The 26268-nt window shown below is 64.7% G+C and carries 28 protein-coding genes; 18 read left to right on the top strand and 10 right to left on the bottom strand.

What is annotated here, in order from left to right; genetic code table 11:
* The 7 genes from AKL28_RS16330 to AKL28_RS16300 form a co-directional block, all read left to right on the top strand.
* On the top strand, positions 1-2376 hold a 2376-nt coding region (locus tag AKL28_RS16330; protein WP_050469203.1), incomplete at its 5' end, for a TonB-dependent receptor.
* 1 nt (position 2377) lies between these two features.
* Positions 2378-2668 (top strand): hypothetical protein, encoded by a 291-nt coding sequence (locus AKL28_RS16325; RefSeq protein WP_050469202.1) that lies wholly within the window; start codon positions 2378-2380, stop codon positions 2666-2668.
* Positions 2658-2927 (top strand): hypothetical protein, encoded by a 270-nt coding sequence (locus AKL28_RS16320; RefSeq protein ID WP_050469201.1) that lies wholly within the window; start codon positions 2658-2660, stop codon positions 2925-2927. Before AKL28_RS16325 ends, AKL28_RS16320 begins: the two co-directional genes overlap by 11 nt.
* Before the next feature lie 18 nt (positions 2928-2945).
* Complete coding sequence (locus AKL28_RS16315; protein ID WP_050469200.1) at positions 2946-4517, top strand: PepSY-associated TM helix domain-containing protein; 1572 nt, start codon at positions 2946-2948, stop codon at positions 4515-4517.
* 63 nt (positions 4518-4580) lie between these two features.
* A complete protein-coding gene (locus AKL28_RS16310; RefSeq protein WP_050469199.1) occupies positions 4581-5318 on the top strand; it encodes a DUF6796 family protein in 738 nt (245 codons plus the stop codon).
* Positions 5319-5524: 206 nt separating this feature from the next.
* Positions 5525-6091 carry an SRPBCC domain-containing protein gene (locus tag AKL28_RS16305; RefSeq protein ID WP_050469198.1) on the top strand — a complete coding sequence of 189 codons (567 nt, stop codon included), beginning with the start codon at positions 5525-5527 and terminating at the stop codon, positions 6089-6091.
* A 24-nt stretch (positions 6092-6115) separates the two neighbouring features.
* Complete coding sequence (locus AKL28_RS16300) at positions 6116-6838, top strand: type 1 glutamine amidotransferase domain-containing protein (RefSeq protein WP_050469197.1); 723 nt, start codon at positions 6116-6118, stop codon at positions 6836-6838.
* A 15-nt stretch (positions 6839-6853) separates the two neighbouring features.
* Here the strand turns inward: AKL28_RS16300 and AKL28_RS16295 are convergent, their stop codons facing one another.
* Positions 6854-7765 carry a LysR family transcriptional regulator gene (locus AKL28_RS16295; RefSeq protein WP_050469196.1) on the bottom strand — a complete coding sequence of 304 codons (912 nt, stop codon included), beginning with the start codon at positions 7763-7765 and terminating at the stop codon, positions 6854-6856.
* A gap of 306 nt (positions 7766-8071) precedes the next feature.
* On the opposite strand from AKL28_RS16295, the gene AKL28_RS16290 reads away from it, so the two are divergent.
* The 4 genes from AKL28_RS16290 (at position 8072) to AKL28_RS16275 (ending at position 12560) form a co-directional block, all read left to right on the top strand.
* Positions 8072-9043 carry an acetaldehyde dehydrogenase (acetylating) gene (locus AKL28_RS16290; RefSeq protein WP_050469195.1) on the top strand — a complete coding sequence of 324 codons (972 nt, stop codon included), beginning with the start codon at positions 8072-8074 and terminating at the stop codon, positions 9041-9043.
* Between the two features lie 18 nt (positions 9044-9061).
* Positions 9062-10069, top strand: a complete 1008-nt coding sequence (dmpG, locus tag AKL28_RS16285) for a 4-hydroxy-2-oxovalerate aldolase (protein ID WP_050469194.1) — start codon at positions 9062-9064, stop codon at positions 10067-10069.
* Positions 10070-10254: 185 nt separating this feature from the next.
* Complete coding sequence (locus tag AKL28_RS16280) at positions 10255-11652, top strand: GntP family permease (RefSeq protein WP_050469193.1); 1398 nt, start codon at positions 10255-10257, stop codon at positions 11650-11652.
* 113 nt (positions 11653-11765) lie between these two features.
* Positions 11766-12560: an IclR family transcriptional regulator gene (locus AKL28_RS16275; protein WP_050469192.1), complete on the top strand. Its 795-nt coding sequence runs from the start codon at positions 11766-11768 to the stop codon at positions 12558-12560.
* A gap of 8 nt (positions 12561-12568) precedes the next feature.
* Here AKL28_RS16275 and AKL28_RS16270 read toward each other — a convergent pair whose 3' ends face one another.
* The 5 genes from AKL28_RS16270 to AKL28_RS16250 form a co-directional block, all read right to left on the bottom strand.
* Complete coding sequence (locus AKL28_RS16270) at positions 12569-12760, bottom strand: 2-hydroxymuconate tautomerase (RefSeq protein WP_050469191.1); 192 nt, start codon at positions 12758-12760, stop codon at positions 12569-12571.
* Between the two features lie 117 nt (positions 12761-12877).
* Positions 12878-13666, bottom strand: coding sequence for a 2-oxo-3-hexenedioate decarboxylase (dmpH, locus tag AKL28_RS16265; protein WP_050469190.1), 789 nt, complete (start codon positions 13664-13666; stop codon positions 12878-12880).
* A 12-nt stretch (positions 13667-13678) separates the two neighbouring features.
* Positions 13679-14461, bottom strand: coding sequence for a 2-oxopent-4-enoate hydratase (gene dmpE / locus AKL28_RS16260; RefSeq protein ID WP_050469189.1), 783 nt, complete (start codon positions 14459-14461; stop codon positions 13679-13681).
* A gap of 16 nt (positions 14462-14477) precedes the next feature.
* Positions 14478-15932 carry a 2-hydroxymuconic semialdehyde dehydrogenase gene (locus AKL28_RS16255; RefSeq protein ID WP_050469213.1) on the bottom strand — a complete coding sequence of 485 codons (1455 nt, stop codon included), beginning with the start codon at positions 15930-15932 and terminating at the stop codon, positions 14478-14480.
* A gap of 104 nt (positions 15933-16036) precedes the next feature.
* Positions 16037-16972: a catechol 2,3-dioxygenase gene (locus AKL28_RS16250; protein WP_050469188.1), complete on the bottom strand. Its 936-nt coding sequence runs from the start codon at positions 16970-16972 to the stop codon at positions 16037-16039.
* 189 nt (positions 16973-17161) lie between these two features.
* On the opposite strand from AKL28_RS16250, the gene AKL28_RS16245 reads away from it, so the two are divergent.
* Positions 17162-17953 carry a GntR family transcriptional regulator gene (locus tag AKL28_RS16245; RefSeq protein ID WP_082221530.1) on the top strand — a complete coding sequence of 264 codons (792 nt, stop codon included), beginning with the start codon at positions 17162-17164 and terminating at the stop codon, positions 17951-17953.
* Here AKL28_RS16245 and AKL28_RS16240 read toward each other — a convergent pair.
* Together AKL28_RS16240 and AKL28_RS16235 are read right to left on the bottom strand one after the other, a co-directional pair.
* The gene (locus AKL28_RS16240; RefSeq protein WP_050469187.1) at positions 17913-18845 is read right to left on the bottom strand and encodes a LysR family transcriptional regulator; all 933 of its coding nucleotides are present in this window, start codon (positions 18843-18845) and stop codon (positions 17913-17915) included. The two genes, AKL28_RS16245 and AKL28_RS16240, sit on opposite strands and share 41 nt — an antisense overlap.
* A 211-nt stretch (positions 18846-19056) precedes the next feature.
* Positions 19057-19284 carry a hypothetical protein gene (locus AKL28_RS16235; protein ID WP_050469186.1) on the bottom strand — a complete coding sequence of 76 codons (228 nt, stop codon included), beginning with the start codon at positions 19282-19284 and terminating at the stop codon, positions 19057-19059.
* Between AKL28_RS16235 and AKL28_RS16230 the strand changes: the two genes are divergently transcribed.
* From AKL28_RS16230 to AKL28_RS16205, 6 genes are read left to right on the top strand one after another with little or no spacing between them, the layout of a single operon-like run.
* The gene (locus tag AKL28_RS16230; RefSeq protein ID WP_050469185.1) at positions 19283-20584 is read left to right on the top strand and encodes an ABC transporter substrate-binding protein; all 1302 of its coding nucleotides are present in this window, start codon (positions 19283-19285) and stop codon (positions 20582-20584) included. The two genes, AKL28_RS16235 and AKL28_RS16230, sit on opposite strands and share 2 nt — an antisense overlap.
* Before the next feature lie 29 nt (positions 20585-20613).
* Positions 20614-21369, top strand: coding sequence for an ABC transporter ATP-binding protein (locus AKL28_RS16225; RefSeq protein WP_050469212.1), 756 nt, complete (start codon positions 20614-20616; stop codon positions 21367-21369).
* Positions 21369-22064, top strand: coding sequence for an ABC transporter ATP-binding protein (locus AKL28_RS16220; protein WP_331456567.1), 696 nt, complete (start codon positions 21369-21371; stop codon positions 22062-22064). Before AKL28_RS16225 ends, AKL28_RS16220 begins: the two co-directional genes overlap by 1 nt.
* Before the next feature lie 2 nt (positions 22065-22066).
* Positions 22067-22936, top strand: a complete 870-nt coding sequence (locus AKL28_RS16215; RefSeq protein ID WP_050469183.1) for a branched-chain amino acid ABC transporter permease — start codon at positions 22067-22069, stop codon at positions 22934-22936.
* Positions 22937-22955: 19 nt separating this feature from the next.
* Positions 22956-24041 (top strand): branched-chain amino acid ABC transporter permease, encoded by a 1086-nt coding sequence (locus AKL28_RS16210; RefSeq protein ID WP_156226366.1) that lies wholly within the window; start codon positions 22956-22958, stop codon positions 24039-24041.
* Between the two features lie 46 nt (positions 24042-24087).
* Positions 24088-25203 (top strand): porin, encoded by a 1116-nt coding sequence (locus AKL28_RS16205; RefSeq protein ID WP_082221528.1) that lies wholly within the window; start codon positions 24088-24090, stop codon positions 25201-25203.
* A gap of 234 nt (positions 25204-25437) precedes the next feature.
* Here the strand turns inward: AKL28_RS16205 and AKL28_RS16200 are convergent, their stop codons facing one another.
* Positions 25438-25920 carry a GlcG/HbpS family heme-binding protein gene (locus tag AKL28_RS16200; protein WP_082221527.1) on the bottom strand — a complete coding sequence of 161 codons (483 nt, stop codon included), beginning with the start codon at positions 25918-25920 and terminating at the stop codon, positions 25438-25440.
* A 5-nt stretch (positions 25921-25925) separates the two neighbouring features.
* Positions 25926-26240, bottom strand: coding sequence for a 2Fe-2S iron-sulfur cluster-binding protein (locus AKL28_RS16195; RefSeq protein ID WP_050469182.1), 315 nt, complete (start codon positions 26238-26240; stop codon positions 25926-25928).
* Between the last annotated feature and the right edge of the window lie 28 nt (positions 26241-26268).

Genomic DNA, 26268 nt, shown 5'->3' with positions numbered 1-26268 from the left:
GCGCTGGCGCTGCACCTGGCCGTCGCGGGCGCCATGTTCGCGGCCGCTATGCCTTCTGCACATGCCCAGGCTGCCGCTGCACCGGCACGCGCGTTCAATATCCCCGCCGGCACGTTGACTGCCGCGCTGAATCGCTTCGCGGAAGAAGCCGGTGTCTTCCTTTCCGCGCCGGCCGAGCTGACCCAGGGCAAGAACAGTGCCGGGCTGGCGGGCAGTTTCACCGTGGATCAGGCGTTCGCCGAATTGTTGCGCGGCCAGAATCTTGAGGTCGTGCGCCAGGGCGACGGCAGCTATGCGCTGCGGCAAGCGGCGGCAGGGGCTTCCACCGGCGTGTTGCCCGTGGTCCGGGTGAATGCCGATGCAGAAACGGGCGCCGGCGACTTGCCGAAGGCCTACGCCGGTGGCCAGGTGGCGCGCGGCGGCCGGGTCGGGCTGCTGGGCAACAAGAGTGTCATGGAGACGCCCTTCAATACCACCAGCTATACCGCCCAGATGATGGAAGACCAGCAAGCCAGCACCGTTTCGGAAGTGTTGCGCGCAGATCCTTCGGTCCGGGAGATCTTCCCGGAAGGCGGCCCGGCCGAGCATTTCAACGTGCGCGGTTTTTACATGCAGACCTCGGACTTTGCCTGGAACGGCTTGTTCGGCATGGTGCCCCACAACCGCGGCGCGACCGAAATGCTGGAGCGCGTCGAGGTGCTCAAGGGCCCCGGTGCGCTCTTGTACGGGATGGCGCCGGCGGGCGCGGTGGGTGGGGTGGTCAATCTCGTGCCCAAACGTGCGGCCGATGAGCCGCTCACACGGCTGACGACCAGCTATATGTCGGATTCCCAGCTGGGCATGCATCTGGACCTGGGGCGGCGTTTCGGCGAGGAGAAGCAATTCGGTATCCGCGTCAATGCCGTCAAATCGAACGGCGACACGGCGCTGGACGGCCAATCCCAGGATCGCATCCTGGGATCGGTCGCGCTCGACTTCCGGGGTGAGCGCGTGCGCGCCACGCTGGACGCATACAGCATCGAAGAGAAGCAGACCGGCGGCATGCCGCTGCTGTCGACCTTCGCGTCGTCGCAGCTTGCCGCCGCGCCTGATCCCACTGTCAACACGCAGCGGGGCGCCTATTCGATCTCGCGCAGCAAGGCCGTGATCGGCGCGGTCGAGTTCGATTTCAACGAAGACTGGACCGGCTTTGCAGCGGCCGGCACCAAGCGCCAGACCGGCGCCGGTTACCTGAACAACGCCATCGGCATGAACCTGCAGACCTCGGGGGCGTATACCGCCGTGGGTATGAACGCGAAGAATTTCTTTGACGCCACCTCGGCCGAGGTCGGCATCCGCGGGCGCTTTCGCACCGGTCCCATCGGCCATGAAGTTGTCCTGAGCACCAACGCCATCGAGCAGACCACCGGCACCACCGCCAACATGGTGACGTGGGCATCCAACATCTATTCCCCGACCACGGGCACGCGCGCCGCCGAACCGGCAGTCGCGGCGAAGACAGCGGAAATCAAGTTGGACAGCATCGCCCTGGCCGACACGCTGTCGTTCATGGATCGCAAGGTGCTGCTCACGCTCGGCCTGCGGCAACAGCGTGTGCGCACCACCAACTTCGCGGCCTCGGGCGCCGTCTCCGGTACGCCTTATGACAGCCAGGCGCTGACACCGGCCGTGGGACTGGTCATCAAGCCATGGTCTGCGCCGCTGTCGCTGTATGCCAATTACATCGAAGGGCTTTCGCAAGGCGCGACGGTGTCCGATCTCACGTCGGCCAACAACGGCGAAACCTTCGCGCCGTACAAGACGCAGCAGGTGGAGTTCGGGGCCAAATGGGATGCCGGAACCTTCATGAACACCATCAGCGTGTTCCAGATCGAGCGTCCCAGCCTGATCAAGGACGCCGTGACCACCCGCTATTCGGCCGACGGCGAGCAGCGCAACCGCGGCATCGAATGGAACACTGCCGGCGAGCTGGCGCGCGGACTGCGCCTGCTGGGCGGCGCGAGCTACATCAAGGCCATCACCACCAGGACCCAGTCCGGCCAGTACGACGGCAAGACCGCCATCGGCATCCCGACCCTGCAGCTCAACCTGGGCACGGAGTGGGATGTCACCCGGCTCAGCGGCCTGACCCTGCGGGGCACGGCGATCTACACCGGGCACCAATACGCCAACAGCACCAACACGCAGGAACTCCCGGCGTGGACGCGCTTTGATCTGGGCGCGCGCTATGCCACCCGCTTTGCCGACCACAACGTCGTGTTTCGCGGCAGCGTGATCAACGCCTTCGACAAGCGCTATTGGTCGGGTGTGTGGAACGGCTATGCCGCCGTGGGCGCTGCGCGTACCTTCCAGTTGTCGGCCAGCGTCGATTTCTGAGATGGACGGTGTTTTCCTGAGCGGCGCCCTGGCGCTTGGCCTGGCCGCGCTTTCTGCCGGGATGCTGTACCTGGCCGCTCCACGGCAGCAGCTGATCCGGCAGTCACTGCGTGTACCGTTGGCGACGGGCATTGCGTTGCCGTTGCTGGCCGTGGCGATGTGGCTGATGAGTCGTGGCATCGGGGCAGCGCCCGGTGTCTTCGCCGTCCTGGCGGCCTGGATGCTGGCGTTGGTTGCCGCGCCATGGGCCGCGCATTGGTTCACACGCAGGAGAGCAGCCGATGGCGCATGAACTGGGACGCAAGACATTGGCCGGGGTCGTGCTCGGGTGCCCGCTGTCGTTCGCCGTGTGCGGGCTCTATGGCTATCTCGGGCCGGGCAGCCGGCTCGACAATTACTTCGTGGTGCTGTTCCTGTTGCTGCCGGTGTGGGTGGGCGTGATGTCTGCGGCCTTCGCCTGTCGCACCGGATGGCGCGCCTGGGCCTGGCTGGCGCTGGGCAATGCCGTGGGCTTCGGCCTGCTGGCACTGGTGCGGCATTGGTCGCACTGACCGGACAAAGAGAGTTTCATGAAAATACAAGCCGACACCTTGCGCACGTTCAAGGTCGTCCACACCTGGACCGGACTGCTGGCGGGACTGGTGCTGTTCCTGGCCTTCTATGCGGGCGCGTTCACCGTCTTCCGCGAAGATATCTCCGTCTGGCAGGCCGGCGCGCCGCATCGCCTGACCGACGAGGCGATGCAAGACGTGACGCCGCTGGTCGAACGCGTCATCACGGCCCATCCCGAGTCGCGCAGCGGATTGATGATCAACCTGCCCGATGCGCACGAGGGCGGCGTAGAAGCCGTCTGGCGCAACAAGGAGCGCGATACCTTCCATGCGCGCCTCGGGGCGGATGGCGCCCTGCAGCTGGGCGATGCCGGCGGGCAGCGCCTGTCGGTGGTAATCGACAACCTGCACCGCACGGCCGGTATTCCCGGCCTCGGCGGCGAACTGTTGTTGGGTACCGTCGCCTTCATCTACGGGCTGGCATTGGTGTCCGGGGTCATCCTGTATCTGCCGGTGCTGCGCCGGGATCTGTTCGCGTTGCGCATCGGCACCAATCTCAAGCTGCTATGGCAGGACGCGCACAACAGCATCGGTGTGCTGAGCCTGCCGTTTCACATCCTGTTCGCGCTGACCGGTGCGGTCATGTCGCTGCATGATCCGCTACTGGTGGGCATGAACGTGCTCATCTACGGCGAGGAGGGCAAGTCGCACCTGATGCGCACCGTGATGCCGGTGGCCATGCCCAAGCCCAGCGGCGAACAGGCACCGCTGCTGCCGGCGACGACATTGCTCTCGACCGCGCGGCAGCAGATTCCCGATTTCGTCCCGCAGCACCTGATCTATCTTCATCCCGGCGACCGCGCGGGAGTCGTCACCATGATGGGCGACCAGGGCGGGGTGCTGGGGCATTCATCGCGCGTGGCAATGTCCGCCGTCACCGGTGAGGTATTAGCCGTGGAGGTTGCCGGTGCCAGACCGACCGGTACCTCGGCGCTGTCGAGCCTGGCGGCGCTGCATTTCGGTGACTACGGCGGGCGTCCGGTGCAGTGGTTGTATTTCTGCCTCGGGATGGCGGGGGCGTTCCTGTTCTATTCCGGCAACCTGATGTGGCTGGAAGCCCGCCGCAAGCGCCGTGCGCAGACTGCAGCCTGGCACCACCAGGCGCTGGCCCGGCTGACCATGGGCGTTTGCCTGGGGAGCTGCGTCGGCATTCCGGTGCTGTTCATTGCCGTCAAGATGGGCGTAGCAGGGCTGGGCGTGGGGTTGATGCCGCTGTTCTGGTGCACCGTGGTGCTGGCCTTGGTGTGGAGCGCTTTGCGGCCACCCGTCAAGGGCGCGCGCGAGCTGTTGGCAGCCGCAGCGGCAGCGACGGCGGGTATTCCCCTGAGCAGCGTCATGGCCGCGGTCACGGTGCAAAGCACCTGGCGACTGACCGGCATTGACCTGGCCGCGCTGGCCGGCGTCTTGTTCTTCAGCGTGCTGGCGCGACAGGTCGGCCGGCGCGCGCGTCAAACCACCGGGGGCAGCGTCTGGGATGCCCCTGCGTCAGCGGCACCGACCGGCAAGACCGCCGGCAGCCATTCCGAATGAGCGTGCGGCGTTATGCGTCGCATCCGGATCTTGATCACTGCTTACTTGATTGGAGGAGTCAACATGCAAGAGCGATGGATACATTGGGCGGGGCTGTGCGGCATCGTCGCCTCTTTTTTCTGGATCGCAGGCGACATGCTCATCGTCGGTGAGCATGCGCTGCCGGAGGACTATCCGCTGCTGCTGATCCGCCATGCGCAGGCCATCGATTTCGGTGGGCTGTCGGCCATGCTGTCCGCGTCCGAGGGCCGGCTGGCTGCCGGTGCGCTGGTGGCGGCGCTGACGTCCACGCTCTATCTCATTGGTGCCTGGCATCTGTTCCGCGTGGCCAGGCCGGCGGGGCGGATCGCCTGGGCGGTGTTCGGCCTGGCCGTGTTCGGTTTCGCCAATGCACCGCTGGCCCATGCCGCGTTCTATTTCGTCGGCATGCTCTACAAGACCATACTGGTGGTGCCGGAGGCCGCTCACCCGGCATTGCTCGCGCTGGGCAACCAGTTTCATCGCGTGCTGCTGATCGCGTATCTGGCAGCGGTCGGCGGGTTTGTACTGGCATTCTCGCTGCTGGCCGTGCTGGCCGGGATGGGACGCACGTTGTGGCCGCGCTGGATGGCGCTAGTGATCAATCCGGTGTCGCTGGCAATCCTGGGCAACGGCTTGCCGTGGTTGACGCCGCAGCCGTTGCGTACCTGGCTGGGCGGCGCGGGCATCAGCATCGCCACGCTGATCCTGTTCGGCCTGTCGACCTGGCTGGTGCAGCGGTCGGCAAAGCGAGCGCGCGTACGGGAAGCGGCGCTGGCATGAGCCCCCGGGCCGCGATTTCCTGAAGGTCGCGGCCGTCGGATGGGCGAGTTGTTTTCGTGTCCTGATATCAGTTTGTATGATGTTGAACATCATTTTTCAGGATTGGATTGATGGCAGGATTGCCTGCATGATGACACCAGTCACAGGGGAACGCGCATCCACGATCGTGTTCCAGCCTGCTTCATCCATTCGACCACGGAACAATCATGCACGCACAAAAATCCGTCATCCGATCCGCCATCCAGGCCGCCATCGACTGGCCTGCCGGCTACCTGCCCGGCACCACTGACAATTATGTCTCCAACGAAGTGATCATTCCCGGGCTGTCGGCTGCGCAGGTATGGCCGCTGCTGGGCGATACCGATGCCTGGCCGGGCTACTACAGCAACGCCAGCGAGATCCGGTTCCATGACGGCAGCGGGCCGTTGTTGTCAGCCGGCGCACGATTCCGTTTCACGACCTTCGGCTTTCCGGTGGAGGCCGAAGTGACCGAATACCAGCCGCCGTCCGTCGGCGAACCAGGTCGCATCGCCTGGCACGGCTGGGTCGAGGGCGACGCGGCGCATCGACTGGATGTGCATCACGCCTGGCTGTTCGAAGATCTCGACGGCGGCCGCGTGCGCATTCTTACGCAGGAAACCCAGAATGGCCAGCCTGCACGAGAACTGGCGGCCACTGTCCCCAATCCCATGCTCAACGCGCACCAGGAGTGGATCACTGGACTCGCCGGCGCTGCCTTGGCCTCGCTGGCCTCGTTGGCCGTCCGCGCCTGATTCGCTTATCCACAGGAGAACGCAATGAACGCTGTATCGACACAACGCCTGTTGATGATCGTCACCTCGCATGCCACGCTGGGTGAGGGCGGCCGTCCCACCGGTGTGTGGTTCGAAGAACTCGCCACGCCGTATTACCATTTCATCGACGCCGGGCTGGATGTTCGCATTGCGTCGGTCACCGGCGGCAAGGTGCCGATCGATCCGCATTCGCTGGCAGAAGCGGGCAAGAACCCCGCCAGCGTCGAACGCTTCCTGGCTGATGCCGGGGCGATGCGCCAGATCAGCGAGGCCTTGCCGCTCGACGGGTTGCGCGCCGACGACTACGCCGCGATCTTTTTGCCCGGTGGACACGGCACCATGTGGGACCTGCCGGCAAGCGAAAAACTGGCGACCTTGCTGGCACAGGCATGGTCGCAGGGCAAGGTGCTGGCGGCAGTCTGCCACGGTCCGGCGGGCCTGACGGGCGTGACCCTGGCAGATGGCAGCGCCCTGGTGGCCGGCCGGCGCGTGAGCGCGTTCACCAACAGCGAAGAAGAGGCGGCAGGGCTGACCGAGGCTGTGCCTTTCCTGCTCGAGACTCGCTTGCGTGACCTGGGCGCGCGTTATGAAAGCGGTGCCGACTTCGCGCCCTTTGCCGTGCGTGATGGCAAACTGGTGACCGGACAGAATCCGGCGTCGTCGGAAGCGGTAGCGCAGCTGGTGCTGGACGCCACGCGTGACGCGAGTCCGTCGGCTTCAGCCTGAAAAAGCGGGTCGTACTCAGCGCGGTTGCTGGCAGCTGGCGAACAGCAGCTCGCGCAACCAGCGCTGCGCCGGATCGCGGTGGGCACGCTCGTGCCACACGGCGGTCTTGGTGAATCCGGGAACGGCCAGCGGCAACGCCATCTGTTTGAGTCCCTCCAGTCCGGCCACCAGCCGGCTCGGCACCACGGCGACCATGTCGCTCGCACGCAAGATGTCAGGCAGGATCAGGAAGCGCTTCACCGACAAGCTCACACGGCGCTGCATGCCCAGCGCCGCCAGTGCCTGGTCGGTGACGCCGCTGAACGGATCGCCGGCATAGGACGCGAGCGCATGATCGAGCGCGCAGAACTGTTTGAGCGACAGGCGCTTGCCGCGCGCCGCCGGATGGTCTGCGCGCAGCACACAGACGTAGTGCTCATCAAACAGCCGCCGCGCATGCAGTCCCGGCGGCGTGCCCTCCGGCGTGGTCAGCGCCAGGTCGATTTCTCCCCGTTCGAGGCGGTCCTGCAACGGGCCGTCTTCCACCGATGCCAGCGCCACGCGTACATGCGGTGCGCGTTGCTTGAGCGCGCTCAGGAACGGCACAGCGATCGCGCGCAACGCGTAGTCGGTGGCTGCAATCGAAAAATCCAGCCGTGCTGCGTGCGGATCGAACAGCACCGGCTGCAGCAGGGCGCCGATGTCGCTCAACACCTGCCGCACCGGTTGCGCCAGCTCCAGCGCACGCTGCGTGGGGACGATGCCGCGTTGTGCGCGGACAAACAAGGGATCGCCGAAGTTTTCCCGCAGCCGCGTGAGGATGCCGCTCATGGCCGGCTGCGTCACGCCCAGCCGGGCGGCGGCGCGGGTCACATTGCGTTCGTCCAGCAGGGCGTCGAGCGCCTTGAGCAGGTTCAGGTCGAGTGAGCGGATGTCGTGCTGGTGCATGGCGGGCAAGGTGGCAAGGGCACTGAGAAAAGGGCGGATCCGGCCATTATCGCCGAGTCGTTCCGTCAAGGCAGGGCGAGGTTAAATCGGGCATGAATGCGATTAATCCCAATATGTGAGATTACTAATCATATTTTGAAATAACGCAGATGCTGCGCTAGGATGCGATCACTGGAATACAACCGTGCAATCGTCGGATAAGCAAGACGAACAAGAACGACATTGCATGCTTTCAGCGAGTCACGGTGCCGGGCGTCGTACGTCGTACCCGCCGGTGCCGCCATTACCAGCCAGGAGATACGCGCCGTGCAAAACAATGACAAGGTTGGTGTTGCCATCATAGGATCGGGCAACATCGGGACAGACCTCATGATCAAGATCCTCAGGCATGGCAAGCACCTGAAGATGCTCGCCATGGTCGGGATCGATCCGAAGTCGGAAGGCCTGGAACGCGCCCGCCGCCTCGGTGTGGACACCACGGCGGAAGGCCTGGATGGCCTGCTGCGCCTGCCGTCCTTCAAGGACATCCGGATCGTCTTCGACGCCACCTCGGCCGGTGCGCACCAGCGCCACAACGCGGTGCTGCAGGAGCATGGCGTGCGCGTCATCGACCTGACGCCGGCGGGCATCGGCCCTTACGTGATCCCCTCGATCAACCTGGATGCCGAGCTGTCGGCACCCAACATCAACATGGTCACCTGTGGCGGCCAGGCCACGATTCCCATCGTAGCGGCGATCAATCGCGTCTCGAAGGTGCATTACGCGGAGATTGTCGCGTCCATCTCCAGCAAATCCGCCGGCCCGGGAACCCGCGCCAACATCGACGAATTCACCGAAACCACCTCGCGCGCCATCGAAGTGCTGGGCGGCGCGCAGAAGGGCAAGGCAATCATCATCCTGAACCCGGCCGAACCGCCGCTGATCATGCGCGACACCGTGTTCGCGCTGTCCGAGATGTCGCACAAGGAAACGGTCGAGGACAGCATCATGCTGATGGTGGAGAAGGTGCGCAGCTACGTGCCCGGTTACCGCCTCAAGCAGCGCGTGCAGTTCGATGAGATCGATGCCGGCAATCCGGTGAACGTGCCCGGCCTGGGCCTGCGCACCGGCCTGAAGACCTCGGTGTATCTCGAAGTGGAAGGCGCGGCGCATTACCTGCCGGCCTACGCGGGCAACCTCGACATCATGACATCGGCCGCCATGGCTTGCGCCGAGCAGGTCGCGGTCCAGCTGGGCGGCGCGAAGACAGCGGCTGCGGCTGCAGGCGTTGTTGCATAAGGCACCACGGAGACCACCATGAACCAACAAAAACTCTATATCTCGGATGTCACGCTGCGCGACGGCAGCCACGCCATCCGCCATCAGTACAGCCTGGACAACGTGCGCACCATCGCCGCTGCGCTGGATCGCGCCGGCGTCGATTCCATCGAAGTGGCCCACGGCGACGGGCTGTCGGGCAGCAGCTTCAACTACGGCTTCGGCGCGCACAGCGATGTGGCGTGGATCGAAGCGGCGGCGCAGTCGGTGCAGAAGGCCAGGATCGCGACCCTGCTGATCCCCGGCATCGGTACCGTGCACGACCTGCGCAACGCCTATGACGCCGGCGCGCGCGTGGTGCGCGTGGCGACCCACTGCACCGAAGCGGATGTCTCGCGCCAGCACATCGCCTATGCCCGCGAGCTGGGCATGGACAGTGTGGGCTTCCTGATGATGAGCCACCTGACCACGCCGCAAGAGCTGGGCAAGCAGGCCAAGCTGATGGAAAGCTATGGCGCCAGCTGCATCTACGTGGTCGACTCCGGTGGCGCGTTGACGATGGACGGCGTGCGCGACCGCTTCCGCGCGCTGCGCGACGTGCTCAAGCCGGAAACGGAACTGGGCATGCACGCCCACCACAACCTGAGCCTGGGCGTGGCCAACTCGGTGGTGGCGGTGGAAGAGGGTTGCTACCGTGTCGACGCCAGCCTGGCTGGCATGGGCGCCGGTGCCGGCAATGCCCCGCTGGAAGTGTTCATCGCTGTCGCCGAGCGCATGGGCTGGAACCACGGCTGCGACCTGTTCGCACTGATGAATGCGGCCGACGACATCGTGCGCCCGTTGCAGGATCGCCCGGTGCGCGTGGATCGCGAGACGCTGGCGCTGGGCTATGCCGGCGTGTATTCCAGTTTCCTGCGCCATGCCGAAGCGGCCAGCCAGAAGTACGGCGTCAATGCCGTCGACATCCTGGTGGAGCTGGGTCGTCGCCGCATGGTGGGCGGCCAGGAAGACATGATCGTCGACGTGGCGCTTGATTTGGCCCGCTGATCCTGGCCCGCTGGGTGCAGTCGTTTTATTCGCTGTTGCTTTACCCGCTGCTGCAGCTTGTTCTTTAGCTGCAGCAGCAATCGTTCTACCTGCTTGACCAAACCTACAAGCGCGGACGGCCACGGCTGATCCGCGCACGACGCGTTCCCGACAGCGTCCCTCAAAAATAGAAAACAAGGAAAACAATGGAGATTCTCGTGGTGTTGGCCGCATTGGCCTTTCTCGTCCTGATGGCGTATCGCGGTTTCAGCGTCATCATCTTTGCACCGCTGGCGGCGCTGGCAGCAGTTCTTTTGACCGAGCCGGCGGCGATTGCGCCGGTGTATTCGGCCATCTTCATGGACAAGATGGTGGTGTTCATCAAGTCGTTCTTCCCGGTGTTCCTGCTGGGAGCGCTGTTCGGCAAGGTGATCGAAATGTCCGGCAACGCGCGTTCGATCAGCAGCGCGGTGATCCGGCTGGTGGGCGACAAGCGCGCCATGCTGGTGATCGTGCTGGTGTGCGCGCTGCTGACATACGGCGGCGTGTCGCTCAACGTGGTGGTGTTCGCGGTGTATCCATTCGCGGCCGAGATGTTCCGTCAGGGGCATATTCCCAAGCGGCTGATTCCCGGCACGATTGCTCTGGGGGCCTTCACCTTCACGATGGATTCGTTCCCCGGCAGCCCGCAGGTGCAGAACATCATCCCCACCACCTTCTTCAAGACCGATACCTGGGCCGCACCGTGGCTGGGTTTCATTGGTGGCATTGCGATCTTCATCACCGGCATGCTGTACCTGGAAAGCCGTCGTCGCGCGGCAGTCGCACGTCAGGAGGGCTACGGCACCGGGCACATCAATGAGCCGGCACCCATCGAGCACGGCGAATCGATGCCGCACCCGCTGGTGGCTCTGCTGCCGCTGGTGCTGGTGTGCGGCCTCAACTACGTGTTCGGCAAGTGGATTCCCGTCTGGTACGGCGCTGCGCAATACCAGATCGGTCTGGCCGGCCTGAAGGCGCCGCTGTCGGTGGATGTGGTGCAAGCCGCGCCGGTGTGGGGTGTGGAAGCCGCTTTGCTGGTGGGCATCGTGACGGTGGTGGTGTGCAACTGGCGCAAGATCGTCGTCAAGTTCGCCGAAGGCAGCAAACAGGCTGTCAGCGGCGCCATGCTGGCCGCCATGAACAGCGCGTCGGAATTCGGTTTCGGCGCAGTGGTGGCTGCCTTGCCGGGATTCGTGATCGCCGCCAAGGCCCTGCAGGCGATTCCCAATCCGCTGATCAATGAAGCCGTGTCGATCACCGCGCTCGCCGCCATGACCGGATCGGCCATCGGCGGGCTGAGCATCGCCCTGGGTGCGATGGCCGACAACTTCATCGCTGCCGCGCATGCTGCGCACATCCCGCTGGAAGTGTTCCACCGCATTGCCTCGATGGCCAGCGGCGGCATGGATACGCTGCCGCACAACGGCGCGGTGATCACCCTGTTGACGGTGACGGGCCTGAGCCATCGCCAGTCCTACAAGGATATCTTCGCGATCACAATCATCAAGACCATCGCCTGCGGTTTTGCCATCGCGCTGTTCTACACGACCGGCATCGTCTGACGCCGCCGCTGTTCCCGGCCGGCAGGCCTTCCGTGCGCGCGTGGCCGGCGCAACCGGAGGGCAGGCCGGCCGACTCTGGCAAAATACCGGCAATTTCCACCGTCCTGACCACCATGGCCGAATCCGACAAGTCGCCTCGCCCCATCGCCAGCCAGACCCTGTTCCGGGGGCTGGACATCATCGACGCCGTGGCCGATGGCGTGGTCACCGTGGCCGCGATCAGCGCGCGTACCGGCATCAGCCCGAGCACCACCCACCGGCTGGCCTCGGCACTGGTGCAGATCCGTTACCTCAAGTTCGAACCGCGCAAGGGCTACAGCCTGGGCAGCAAGCTCATCGAGCTGGGCTTCCAGGCCTACGAGGACAGCGACTTGCTCAGCGTGGCGCGCCCCATCCTCGAGATCTTGTCGGAGCAGACCCTCGATACCGTGCACCTGGCTGCACTGGAAGAAGGCGAGGTGATCTACCTCGACAAGCTGCCCGGCCAGCGATCGGTGCGGGTCAGCTCACGCGTGGGCGGACGCAAGCCGGCCGCGACCACGGGCGTGGGCAAGGCCTTGCTGATCGATGGGACGGAAGAACAATGGAAGGCGCAGTACCAGTTCGACCGCGCTTACGTCGGCCAGCAATCCTGGACCGCCTGGCTCAAGCTCATGCGCAGCTATGCCAAGTCCGGCTATGCCTTTGACCTGGGCGAAGACGAACCGGTGGTGCGTTGCGTGGCCGTGCCGGTGCGCGATGTCAGCGGCAAGATCGTCGCCGCCATCAGCGTCTCCAGCGCCGTGGAATATATGGACCCGGCACGCATGCAGACGCTGGTGCCGGTGGTGATGCGCGCCGCACAGCGCATCAGTGACGAGCTGGGCGGCGGCCGGCATCGTACTGCCGTGCCGGAACGCCGCCGTTGATGGTTACGTCATCGGCCGAGCGCTTCGGCCGACTTCCCGCCGATGCCGAAGTGCGCCTTCGGCACTTCCGTCAACAACACGCGCACGGTCTCCTGTGGCGCATCGATCGAGGTCATCGCCGCCAGGGTCAGGGCTTCGATCAATTTTTCCTTCTGTTCCTGGCTGCGGCCTTCCATCAGGAAGATTTGCATAATGGGCATGCGTGGCTCCAAAAAAGTGGTTCTGTTGCGAAATCAAGGAATCAAGGGGTGAACGCAAGCCGTCCTCAAGCCGTTGCCGGTCTTGAGGACGGCGCCGTTACGGATCAGGATGCCTGATCAGGAGAAGCGCATCGACACGCGTCCCAGGTGCTGGAAGCGCGCACTGACGACATCACCCGCTTCCACTGCGACCGCTTCGGTCACGCCGCCGGTAAGGATCAGCGTGCCGGCAGGAATCTCGCGGCCGCGCTGCCCCAGCATATTGGCCAGCATCGCCACGCTTTGTGCCGGATGGCCGAGCACAGCGGCGCCGGATGCGGTGGCGACGACTTCGCCGTTCTTTTCCAGCACCACGCCCAGGTTCTTGAGGTCGATGCCAGTGGCCGTGCGGTGCACGCCGCCCAGCACATAACGCGCCGACGAGGTGTTGTCGGCGATCACGCTCTTGAGATCGAAGCGGAAGTTTTCATAGCGCGAGTCGATCACCTCGACCGCCGGCAGTACGAAGTCGGTTGCCGCCAGCACCGTGCCGACGTGGCATCCGGGGCCCTTGAGCGGCGCCTTGGTGACGAAGGCGATCTCGGCTTCCACCTTCGGGTGAATCAGTTCAGACGTCTTGATCTCACCGCCGTCGGCCACCGAGCCGTAGTCGGTGATGAAACCGTAGATCGGGTCGATCACGCCCATTTGGCGCATCTTCGCCTGCGAGGTCAGGCCCATCTTGAGGCCGGCGACCTTGACCCCACGCGCTTCCTTGATGGCGCGGATTTCATCCTGGATGGCATAGGCGTCCATCCAGTCGAGCTCGGGATGGGCGTCGGTGATCTTGGTGACTTCGCGCCGTTCCATTTCGGCGCTTTCGAGGTGGATGGCCAGCTTTTTGATGGTGGCTTGGTCCAATGACATGATGCTTCTCCTTTAGATGAATCGGACCGACGCGCTGCCCATGCCGCCCAGCGACAGGTGCAACTGGTCGCCGGCCTTCACCGGAACCATCGCGCCCAGTGCGCCCGAGAGGATCACTTCGCCGGCGCGCAGGCCCATATCGAGCCGGCCGAGGGTGTTGGCCAGCCAGGCCACGGCGTTGACCGGGTGGCCCAGCGCGGCTGCACCGGCGCCGGTGACGGCGATCTCGTTGTTCTTTTCCAGCGTCATGCCTACCAGCGAAAGATCCAGCTCGCGCGGATCGACGGCCTGGTCGCCCAGCACGAACATGCCGGACGACGCGTTGTCGGCCACCGTGTCTTCGATGCGGATCTTCCAGTCGCGGATGCGGGAATCGACGATCTCGAAGCAGGGCATCACGTATTCGGTGGCGCGCAGCACGTCGGCAGCGGTCACGCCCGGGCCGCGCAGGTCGTGCTTGAGCAGGAAGGCGATCTCGCCCTCCGCCTTGGGCGCGATCAGGCCGGCGGCTTCGATGGCGCCGCCGTCAGGCACCACCATGGCCGAGGTCAGGTGACCGAAGTCCGGCTGGCGCACGTTGAGCATGTCCATCACCGGCCGGCTGGTGACGCCGATCTTCTTGCCGATGACGCGCTCGCCGGCGTCGATGCGGCGCTGGATCATGCGCAGCTGGATGCGGTAGGCATCGTCGATGGTGATGCCGGGATCGGTCTCGGTCAGCGGCGCGATCGGCGCGCGCGACTGCAGCGCCTCGTACAGGCGGTCGCCCAGGGTTTGAATCAGTTCTGGTTTCATGATGGCAGGCTCGCTCTCAGAGTTTGATGCAGACGTTGCGCAGTTCCGTGTAGAACTCCAGCGAGTGCACGCCGCCTTCGCGGCCGATGCCGGACTGCTTGGCGCCGCCGAAGGCTGTGCGCAGGTCGCGCAGGAACCACGAATTGACCCAGCAGATGCCGACATCCAGCGCCGCGCCCATGCGATGGGCGGTACCGACGTCACGCGTCCACACGGTCGCTGCCAGGCCGTAAGGCGTGGCGTTGGCCAGCTTGACGACTTCTTCTTCGGTGTCGAACGGGGCGATGTGGCAGCAGGGGCCGAAGATCTCTTCCTGGATCACGGCGGCGCTCTCGGGCAAGCCGGTCCAGATGGTCGGCTGTACCCAGGCGCCATAGCGCATGGATTCCGGCATCTCCGGGGTGCCGCCGCCGGTCACTACGGTCGCGCCTTGCGCGCGCGCCTTTTCATAATAGGACAGCACCTTTTCGCGATGGCCTTGCGACACCAGCGGGCCGAAGTTGGTGCCTTCTGCGTACGGATCGCCGGGGCGCAGGCTTTCGGCGCGTTGCTTCAGCGCCGCCACGAAGCGGTCGAAGATCGGGCGCTGCACGTAGACGCGCTCGGTGCCCAGGCAGACCTGGCCGGTATTTTCAAAGCTGGAGCGGGCGATGCCGGCAACTGCTGCGTCGAAATCGCAATCGGCGAAGACGATGCCGGGGTTTTTGCCGCCCAGCTCGAACGACACCGGACGCACACCGTTGGCGGCGGCCTTCATGATGGCCTCGCCGGTGCGGGTTTCGCCGGTGAAGGTGATGGCGTTCACGCCCGGGTGTTCGGTCAGGAAGGCACCTGCCGAGTCAGGGCCGAAGCCGTGCACCACGTTGTAGACGCCCGGCGGGATACCGACTTCGTTCATGACTTCGCCCAGCAGCGTCGCCGTGGCCGGCGTCTCTTCCGACGGCTTGACCACCACGGTATTGCCGAAGGCCAGCGCCGGGCCGACCTTCCAGGTCATCAGCAGCAGCGGCAGGTTCCACGGGCTGATCACGGCCACCACGCCGCGTGGCGTACGCACGCCGTAGTTCAGCGCCTGTCCGCCGTCCGGCGTGGTCATCCCGAACGACTCGGTCGGGATGTTCTCGATCATGTCCGCGAAGACCTTGAAGTTGGCGGCGCCGCGCGGGATGTCGATATGGCTGGCCAGCGAATGCGGTTTGCCGGTATCCGCGATTTCCGCCGCCAGGAATTCATCGAAGCGGCGGTTGATGCCATCGGCCACCGCGTGCAGCAGCTCGACCCGCTTGGCGACGGTCATCTTGCCCCACGGGCCATGCAGCGCAGCGCGCGCAGCCTTGACGGCGGCATCGACTTCGGCGCGTCCGGCTTCGTGCACGCGTCCGATGACTTCGTTGTTGACCGGATTGACGTCGGGGAAGGTCTTGCTGGTGGCGATCCACTCGCCGTGGATGAAGTTCTTGAACTCTTTCATGTGCATCTCGTGATGAAGTTGATGCCGTTGCGACCGGCGTCGCAACGGGAAAACCAACCCGCCGGAAATCAGTGAAACGCCGGCGGGCAGTCGACCGGCAGACGTCAGGTCACCACCGACAGGAAGGCTTCGTTGAGCTTGCGATCGTGGTAGAAGACCGCCTTGCCCAGCTCGCTCTCGTGCCAGGTGATGGTCGGTTTGTCGGGGTAGTGGGTGTAGCCGCCGGCAAAGACTTCGTTGCGGTTGCCGGAGGGGTCGAAGAAATAAATCGTCTCGCCGCGCGTGATGCCATGACGGGTGGGGCCCAGGTCCAGCGAGACGTCGTGCTTGGAGATGATGTCGGCCGCACGCAGCACTTCGCCCCAGCTGCCCAGCAGGAAGGACGCGTGATGGAACTTGTCCTTCACCGGATGGCGGATGAAGGCCACATCGTGCGCCTTGTTGGAACAGGTCAGGAAAGCGCTGATCAGGAGCTTGCCGTCCGGGCCGCCGACGACTTGTTCGGCCAGCGAGAAGCCCAGCACTTCGGTGAACAGCTTGACGGTGCCGTCGAGGTCGTCGCCATACAGCAGGCAGTGATCGAAGCGGCTCGGGCTCATGCCCGTGAGGCCGTCCGGCCAGGGATCCGGATTGAGGTCGCCGGTGGCGCAGCCGTCCTTCTCCTTGTGCGCATACAGCTCGATGGCGTGGCCGGTCGGAATGCGAAAACGCAGGCGGCGGCCGGTGTAGGGCATCTCGTTTTCGGCGATCCATTCCATGTCGGTCGCCAGTTCGCTGCGGCGCAGCTCGGTGGCATAGCGATCCAGCGTGGCCTCGCTGTCGACGCGGAAGCCCATGAAATCCATGCCGGCGCGGGTGTCTTCGCGCAGGATCACACTGTGCCGGTCGTGCTCATCCCAGCCCTTGAGATAAGCCCTGCCCTGGCTGTCGCGGCCGTTCTCGATGAGCCCGATGGTCTGCGTGTAGTACTTGACGGAAGCCTCCAGGTCCAGGACGCGCAACTGCACGTGGCCGGGGCGCAATACGCCTGTTAGTGCCATGTCTATCTCCTTTTGTTATGACGTACGAAAGTCGTGAAAACCCTGTCGTTGCTGTTTGAAACACCGCCACATTAATTTCCCAGGTCTTCGATTGTCAATCATTTTCTCGAGAAAATATGTTTTTATCGAAGTTAATGACGCGAGCGGAAACGCATATAATCCTGACTTGATCCCATTGCCCCGAATGCCATGCCCATTTCCCAGCCAGCCAGCGGAATGATTGCCGACGAGCCGACTCTTGCGCAGAACGCTTACCTGAACCTACGCAAGGACATCGTCGAAGGCGTGCTGGAACCGGGTTCCCGCCTGCGCGTGGAACACCTCAAGGATCAGTACGGCGTTGGTACCGGCACCCTGCGCGAAGCCATCGCCCTGCTGGTGGCGGACGCACTGGTGGTGCAGCACGGGCATCGCGGTTTCCGCGTCACGGCCATCTCGATGGTCGATTTCATGGACATCACCGAAACACGAGCGATGCTGGAATCCGAGGCGTTGCGCCAGTCGATCGAAGCCGGCGACGACACCTGGGAGGGCAACCTGAGCAGCGCCTTCCACATGCTGACGCTGGCCGAAGAGCGGCTCAAGGCCGGCGGCGCGAGTACTTTTTCGGATTGGGAGGAGCGCAACCGTGCGTTTCACGAGGCGCTGATCGCCGCATGTCCTTCGCGCTGGCTGCATCATTTCCTGGCGATCCTGTATCGCCAGTCCGAGCGGTATCGCCGTCTCTCGATTGCGCACAGCAAGATGACGCGCGACATCCACGGCGAGCACGAGGCCATCTTCAACGCCTGCCTCGCGCGCGATGCCAAGACCGCCACCAAGCTGCTGGCAGCGCACATCCGCGCCACCGTCCATGCCGTACGGCAGATGTCGGAAGCGGTGTCCGACGTCTGTCCGCAGGCCTCGCAGCGCATGGCGCTGCCCGAGGTGGCGCCCGCCGTCAGTCGCCGGGGGCGGCGGCCGGCTGGGGCGGCTGAGTAGGCTGGTATTTCGGCGCGAACCTGCGCACCACTTCCAGGAAAGCCTGCAGCACCGGTGAGGCATTGTCGCGCCGGTAGAGACAGCTCAGCTCGATATCGCGCAGCCGTGCCGAGTTCAGCGGGCGATACACCACGCCGGGCAGGTGCAGGTTGGCGGCCGACTCGGTCGTGATGCACAGCCCGAATCCACTGGCCACCAGCGCGATGCTGGTGACGACATCTTCCACACCCTGCTCGATGCGCAGCTTGCTGTCTTCCTCACGGAAGGCCTGGGCGACTTCCTGCGCCAGGCCGTGCATGGAGAGATTGGGATAGACGATCATCGGCTGGTCGTCCAGGTCACGGATGCAGATGGTGTCCTGCTCGCACAGCGGGTGGCTTTCATGCAACGCCACCAGGAAGGATTCCCGCAGCACCGGTTCGACGGCGATGTCTTCGTCCTGTGGCAGGAAGCGGTTGAAGCCGATGTCGATGCGTTTCTCGCGCAGCGCCGCGAGCTGCTCGGACTTGCTCATGTTGTGCAAGCCGATCTGCACCGCGGGGCGTTGCGCGTGGAAGTCGGCCAGCAGCTGCGGAATGACGTTGAGGATGCCGGAGCTGAACATGCCCACGTCGATCCTGCCGATGCGGCCTTCGCCGGCCAGCTTCGTTTGCTCTTCAAGCTGCCGCACCAGCTGCAGGATTTTGGGAATGCCTTCCATGAGCACGTTGCCGGCCGGCGTCAGTTCCGTGCCTTGCTTGGTGCGCGTCAACAGGCTCACGCCGAGCCGGTCTTCCAGCGCCTGGATGCTGCGCGTGAGCGGTGGTTGCGCCATGTGCAGCCGCTGGGCCGCACGGCCGAAATTGCGTTCCTGCGCCAGCGCCAGGAAATAGCGCATCTGCTTGAGATCCATGTGTCTCCCTCCGGGCGTGGGCGGCAGAAAAGGTATCTGGTCCCACTTTATTGGTATTGGACGAACGATTTTTCTTCGATCATTCTGTGTTCGTCACATCAAGAACTGACATCAAAAACTAAATTGGCAGTCGGCCAGCGTGTGCAAAGACACAGCGGCCATCATGCCAGCCAAGACTGACGGAGACAACCACGATGCCGCACATTTTCATCTATCCCATCCGCATTTGACCCGGCATGCGCATTTGCGCACCGGGCATTTCCTTTCTGCATCCTTTGCGCGCCCGGCTGGCATCGGGCAGGGCGGCGCTCGGCCCGGCCACGGGCCACAGACCAAAGATCATCAACACACTGGCGGCCGGGGCGGCAGTGCGGGCAATCAACGCAAAACAAAGCACAACAAAGCACAACGAAGAAAAAACCACGAGGGAGACAAGCATGAATCGGACATCATCCGAAGGTATCGCAACATCCGTCCAGCCGGCACGCCGGCGTTTGCTCAAGGCGGCGGCCGGCGTGTCCGGTGTGTCGCTCGCCGGTGCGGCCGGCATCGTCCACGCCGCCGCGCCGAAGGTGATCCGCATCGGCTACGTGAGCCCGCGCACCGGACCGCTGGCAGTGTTCGCCGAACCCGATGCCTTCACACTGGAGCAGGTGAAGAAGGCGGTGGCGGGCGGGATCCGCATCGCCGGCAAGACCTATCCGGTGGAGATCATCTACAAGGACTCGCAATCCAACTCCAACCGCGCCGCCGACGTGACGGCCGAGCTGATCCTCAAGGACAAGGTGGATCTTGTGGTGGCGTCGTCCACGCCGGCCACCACCAATCCGGTGGCCGACCAGTGCGAGCTCAACGGCGTGCCCTGCGTGACCAACGACACGCCGTGGCAGGCGCACTTCTTCGGGCGCGGCGGCGACCCGGTCAAGGGCTTCGACTGGACCTACCATTTCTTCTGGGGCCTGGAAGACATCATCGGCACCTTCACCAGCATGTGGTCGCAGGTGGAGTCGAACAAGGTCGTCGGCGCACTGTGGCCCAATGACCCCGACGGCAACGTCTGGGGCGACAAGAACAAGGGCTTCCCGCCGGTGCTGGATCGCAAGGGATTCCGGCTGGTCGACAAGGGGCGCTTCCAGTCGCCGTCCGACAATTTCTCGGCCTACCTCTCCGAGTTCAAACGCACTGACGTGTCGATCGTCACCGGCGTGGTACCGCCGCCGGACTTCGCCAATTTCTGGTCGCAGGCAGGGCAGCAGGGATTCCGCCCGAAGGTCGTCACGGTGGCCAAGGCCAGCGAGTTTCCCGCTGCGATCCAGGCTTTCGGCGAGCGTGCCGATGGCTTGTCGGTAGAAGTGTGGTGGTCGCCGATGCATCCGTTCAAGTCCAGCCTGACCGGCGCCAGCTCGCAGCAACTGGCCGCGCAATACACGCAGGCCACCGGCCGTCCGTGGACCATGCCGCTGGGTTTCAAGCACGCCCTGTTCGAAGTGGCAATCAACGCCTTGCAGCGCGCCACCGCCCCGACACCGGAAGCGATTCGCGATGCAGTGCGCGAGACACGTCTCGACACCATTGTCGGCCCGGTCAATTTCAAGGGTGGGCCGGTGCCCAACATTTCCCGCACACCGCTGGTCGGCGGGCAGTGGCGCCAGAGCGGCAAGGGACTGGAGCTGCGCCTGGTCGACAACAGCCAGGCGCGCATGGTGCCGGTCAACGAACAGCTGGTGCCGATCAAGTGATGCCGCCGACCGTTGTAGAGCGCACCGCAATGCGACGCGCCCGCCCGGCATCCACCGGCGCGCCGCCCTTGCTGGAGCTGCGCCAGGTGAGCAAGGCCTTCGGCGCGGTAAGGGTGGCGCACGGGCTGGATCTCACGCTGGCCGAGGGCGAGGCGCTGGGCATCATCGGGCCGAACGGCGCGGGCAAGACCTCGATGTTCAACCTGGTGTCCGGCGCGTTGAAGGTGGATGGGGGCGAGATCTGGTTCGACCAGGCCAATGTCACGTCGCTGTCGCCGGCCACGCGTTGCCGTGCCGGACTGGCGAGGACGCACCAGATTCCCAAACCGTTCGTCGGCATGACCGTGTTCGAGAACGTGCTGGTCGGCGCGACTTTCGGCGCGGCCGGGGCATCCCGCGATGCGCATGCCGAAGCATCGGCGGCGCTGCTGGCGACTGGCTTGCATGCGAAGGCAGACCGCCTGGCGGCCAGCCTGACGCTGCTGGACCGCAAGCGGCTGGAATTGGCACGCGCGCTGGCCACACGGCCGCGCCTGCTGCTGCTCGACGAGATCGCCGGTGGCCTGACCGAGCACGAGGTACGGGCGCTGATCGACACCATCATCGGCATTCGCGACCAGGGCGTGGCGCTGATCTGGATCGAGCACATCGTGCATGCGCTGCTGAGTGTGGTGGACCGGCTGGCCGTGGTGAACCAGGGGCGCGTGCTGGCCGAAGGCGATCCGACCCAGGTCATGGCCAGTGCGGAAGTGCGGCAGGTCTATCTGGGGATCGGGGAGCAATGATGCGATTGCAAGCAAGTGGCGTCACCGCCCATTACGGTGACTTCCAGGCCTTGTTCGGGGTGGACTTCACGGTGGAGGCAGGCCAGGTCGTGGCACTGATCGGTGCCAACGGCGCCGGCAAGTCGACCCTGTTGCGCACGCTGGCGGGTTTGTCGCGCGCCAGTACCGGCGCCATCCATGTCAACGGCAAGAGCATCACCGCGCTGCCATCGCACAAGGTGGTCGGCTGCGGTATCGCGCTGGTGCCGGAGGGGCGGCGCCTGCTGCCCAGCCTGAGTGTGGAAGAGAACCTGTTGCTGGGCGCTGAATGCCGGCGTGCCGGTCCGTGGAATCTTGCGCGGCTGTATGACCTGTTTCCGATCCTGAAGGAGCGGCGTCGCCAGCCTGCGACCACCTTGTCCGGTGGTCAGCAGCAGATGGTGGCGATCGGGCGCGGACTGATGTCCAACCCCGACGTGCTGTTGTGCGACGAGATTTCTCTCGGGCTCTCGCCGGCCGTGGTCAAGGACATCTACGCGGCGCTGCCAGCCATCCTCGCTGACGGCATGTCGATGGTCGTGGTCGAGCAGGACCTGCGCCAGGCGCTGGCGGTGGCCGGGCACGTGGTGTGCCTGCAGGAGGGACGCGTCAGCCTGCAGGGAAGCCCGGCGGACCTGTCGCACGATCGCATTTCACAAGCCTATTTCGGGATCTGACCATGAGCCAATGGATGAACGTACTGATCGAGGGAATCCTGCTCGGGGGCTTGTATGGCCTGCTGGCGCTGGGGCTCTCGCTGTCCTTCGGGATCATGCGCATCGTCAATATCGCGCACGGCGATTTTGCGATTGCGGGTGCTTTCGTGGCGCTGGCCGTGGCCGCGCGCACGCAATGGAATCCATGGCTGTGCGCGGCCACGGCTGTGCCGCTGATGATGGCCGCCGGCTATGTCTTGCAGCGCTGGGTGCTCAACCGCACCGTAGGGCATGACCTGCTGCCGCCGCTGCTGGTGACGTTCGGCATGTCGATCATCGTGCAGAACCTGCTGCTGCAACTCTTTTCCGCCGATCCGCAGACGCTGGACATTGGCGCGCTGTCCACGCAGAGCATCCACGCCGGCGTGGCCGACATCGGCGCGTTCCCGCTGCTCACGCTGGCGGTCGCCGTCGGCGTGCTGGCCGGGGTGCAGAAGCTGTTCACGTCGACCTCGCTGGGGCGGGTGTTGCGGGCCACTTCGGACGATCGCGACGTGGTCGCGCTGGTGGGGCTGGATGCGAAGCACGTCTATGGCGTGGCGATGGCGCTGTCCATCGGCATCGCCACCATCGCCGGCGTGTTCCTGGCGATGCGGGCCAACGTCAGTCCGAGTGACGGACCGATGCGCCTGATCTACGCCTTCGAGGCGGTGATCATCGGCGGCCTCGGTTCACTGTGGGGCACGCTGGCCGGCGGCATGGTGCTGGGCGTGGCCCAGTCGGTGGGGCTCAAGCTCAATCCGGGCTGGGGGATCCTGGCCGGCCACCTGGTGTTCCTGGGCGCGCTGGCGGTGCGTCCGTCGGGCTTGTTCCCGCGTACCCGTGACCGATGAGATCAAGGCAATGACAACGATGATGAACAAGACACACCTGGCGCGCCACATTGCGGTGGCCGGCGCCATCGCCGCAGTCCTGTGTTGCGCAGCCGCGCTGGCCATGCCGTGGTGGGCCGAACGCGCCACGCAGCATCTGGCGGCGGAGTTCTTCTGCATCCTCGCGCTGGCGCAGATGTGGAACCTGCTGGTCGGTTACGGCGGCATGGTATCGGTGGGGCAGCAGCTCTACATCGGCATCGGCGCCTATAGCCTGGTGCCGCTGGCGTTGTGGATGGGGATCAATCCGTTCTTCGCCGCACCGCTGGCAGGTCTCGTGGGCGCGCTGTTTGCGCTGCCCTGCGGGGTGCTGCTGTTTCGCCTGCGGGGCGCACATTTTGCCGTCGGCACCTGGGTGCTGGCCGAAGTGTTCCGGCTGCTGACGGTCAACACGATGTCGCTCGGCGGCGGCTCGGGATTGTCGGTGCTGCCGGCGATGAAAGGCATGCCGGTGTGGTGGCGCGAGTCGCTGACCCTGTGGACGGCGCTGGCGCTGGGCGTGGGGGCGTGCCTCGGCGTGTGGCTGCTGTTGCGGTCGCGGCTCGGGCTGGCGCTCACGGCAGTGCGCGACAACGAGGGCGCGGCCGAAAGCCTGGGTGTGGGCATCGGGCGGATCAAATGGATCGTCTACGTGGCGGCCGCCGCCGGCTGCGCCACCTGCGGCGCACTGCTGTTCACGATGAAGATGCGCATCTCGCCGGAGGCCGCGTATGCGGTGGACTGGAGCGCGATGATGTTCTTCGCGGTGGTCATCGGCGGCATCGGCAGCATCGAGGGACCGATTCTGGGCGTGCTGGTTTATTTCCTGGTGCGGCAATGGCTGGGTGACTGGGGCGCGTGGTACCAGATGGTGCTGGGACTGCTGACGATCGTGGTGATGCTGCGCTATCCCAAGGGCATGTTCGGCGCGCTCGGCATCCAGCTGTTCCCGACCCGGCGAAGACCGGGCGGGGCGGACAACGGCAGGGCGGCCATCGATGCGGCAACTGTGGCGATTGCGACGACTGCGGCATCCACGGCAACAACATCAAACAACATGCCGCCGGCCATGGCCGCAGGGGAATGAGGCGGCAGGCGGTACATCAGGTTTTTATCACAACGGAGGAGGAGACATGAAGCAAAAGCAGAAAGCGCTGTACGCAGCACTGGCGGTGATGGGTTGGGCAGCGGGTGCGCCGGTGGCGCATGCGCAGAGCAGCGTGACCATCAGCGGCATGATCGACACGGGCCTGACCTATGTCAACAACCAGAACGGCGGCAAGAACATGCTGATGGACAGCGGCATCCTGGCGCCCAGCCTGGTCAGCATCAAGGGCGCGGAAGACCTCGGCGATGGCACCAGCGCGGTGTTCGAGCTGACCTCGCAGTTCGACGGCAGCGACGGTTCCATCGTGCCGTCCAACGGCGCGCTGTTCAACCGGACCTCGCTGGTCGGCCTGCGCAGCGCGCAATGGGGCACGCTGACCGTGGGCAACCAGTACGAACTGATGTTCGACACCCTGACCCTGAATCACTATGACGGTGCGTTCCTGTTTGGCGGCCTGTATGACTTCCGCCAGGGCCCGTTCACCGGCCTGGGCATTCCCAACAACCCGACCGGCGCGTTCGACTTCGACCGCATGGCCGGCGGCACGCGCGTGGCCAACTCGGTGAAGTACAAGAGCATCGACCTGAAGGGCTTCACTTTCAGCGGCCTGTATGGCTTCGGCGAAGTGGCCGGCAAGACGTCATCGTCGAACACGGTGAGCCTGGGCGCGAACTATGCCAATGGCCCGTTCGGCATCGGTGCGGCCTACACCAACCAGAAGTATGCGGCGCTCAACAACGGTGACGATGGTATCCGCAACTACGGCGTGGGCGCGCATTACCAGTTCGGCCCGGTGCTGGCGATGGCGCTGTACACCAACACCCGCAACACCGCCAACCGCGCCGAGGTGGATGTCTACAAGATCGGCGCGAAATGGGACTTCGCCACCGTGTGGACCGCCGGGCTGGACTATTCCTATATGAAGGGCAATGCGCAGGTGAACAACAACAAGGCGCAGCAGCTGGCAGCCGCGCTGCAGTACCACATGTCCAAGCGCACGCACCTGTACGTGCAGACCGTGTACCAGCACGTGCGCGGCGATGGTGCCACCGCATGGATCAACGGTCTGCTGCAGACCAATGGTGCTTCATCCGGCTCCAGCCAGGCAGTGCTGCGCGCCGGTATTTTCCATACCTTCTGATGGTGTTTTCTTGAGGCTCCGGTAGTCGGGATTTGGGCAGGTGACGGGCAACCGTTACCTGCTCTTTTTTTACGTGCCGCGAGATTGCTGCGAGACAGGATGGCGTGGTGAAAGGAGAGTGGGAAAAGGGGAGTACGGAAAGAGAGACAACGGAAAGAGAGACAACGGGAAGAGAGACAACAGGAAGAGAGACAACGGGAAGATGCGGCAGGCACTGCCGCATGCAGGAGACATTCAGGCGTCGTTGCCGGCGCCGATGGCGCGCAATCCGGCCAGCGCGCAGGCTTCATCCTGTTCAGCACTGGCGCCGGAGACCCCGATGCCACCCACCAGCGTGCCAGCGAATTGCAGCGGCAATCCGCCGCCGATGGGCACCAGCCGCGGTCGTTGGGAGAGGGCGCGCGCCAGCGCCGGGTCTTGTTCGAACAGGGGCGGCCAGGCGGAGGTCGGCATGTTGAAGCTGACCGCACTGTAGGCCTTGTCGATGGAATGCAGGAAAGCATCGTCCATGCGCAGGAAGGCCAGCAGATGGCCACCGCGATCCACCACGGCAACATTGATTTTCACGCCCAAGGTCTGCGCATGGCCGAGTGCGGCCACCGCCGCGAGGCGCGCCTGCTGCGTGCCCAGTGCGGGCAGCAGAGTGGCGCTGTGTGCAGATTGAGACGCTTGGGTCGATGGAGCGGACAAAGCAGAGGAGGAAGCAGGTAAGGTCATCGGAATCAGGCCTTGCTGAGTGATTTGTTGACGCAACGCTGCAGCTTGTCGACCAGCTCCACCCGCACCTCACTGCGCGGGAAGGCCTTGCAGGCCAGCACGACACCTTCGGCGAGGTCATCGTCGCTGACGCATTCGCTGCTCATCTTCTCGAGCTGGCACTGGCCCGACACCACGCGCACCTTGCACACGCCGCATCCGCCACCACGGCAGCCCACCGGAATCCCGCGCTTGCCCAGCCGCTCCATGCCGCGCAACAGGCTTTGGCGTTCGTCGCACTCATAGCGCAATCCCGTATCCACAATCTCGATGGGGTACATCCTTGTCTCCTGATCGTTATGTTGAATG

Source organism: Herbaspirillum chlorophenolicum (assembly GCF_001189955.1).
GTDB classification, from domain to species: Bacteria; Pseudomonadota; Gammaproteobacteria; order Burkholderiales; family Burkholderiaceae_D; genus Herbaspirillum; species Herbaspirillum chlorophenolicum.
This window is presented reverse-complemented; position numbering and strand designations above follow the sequence as displayed.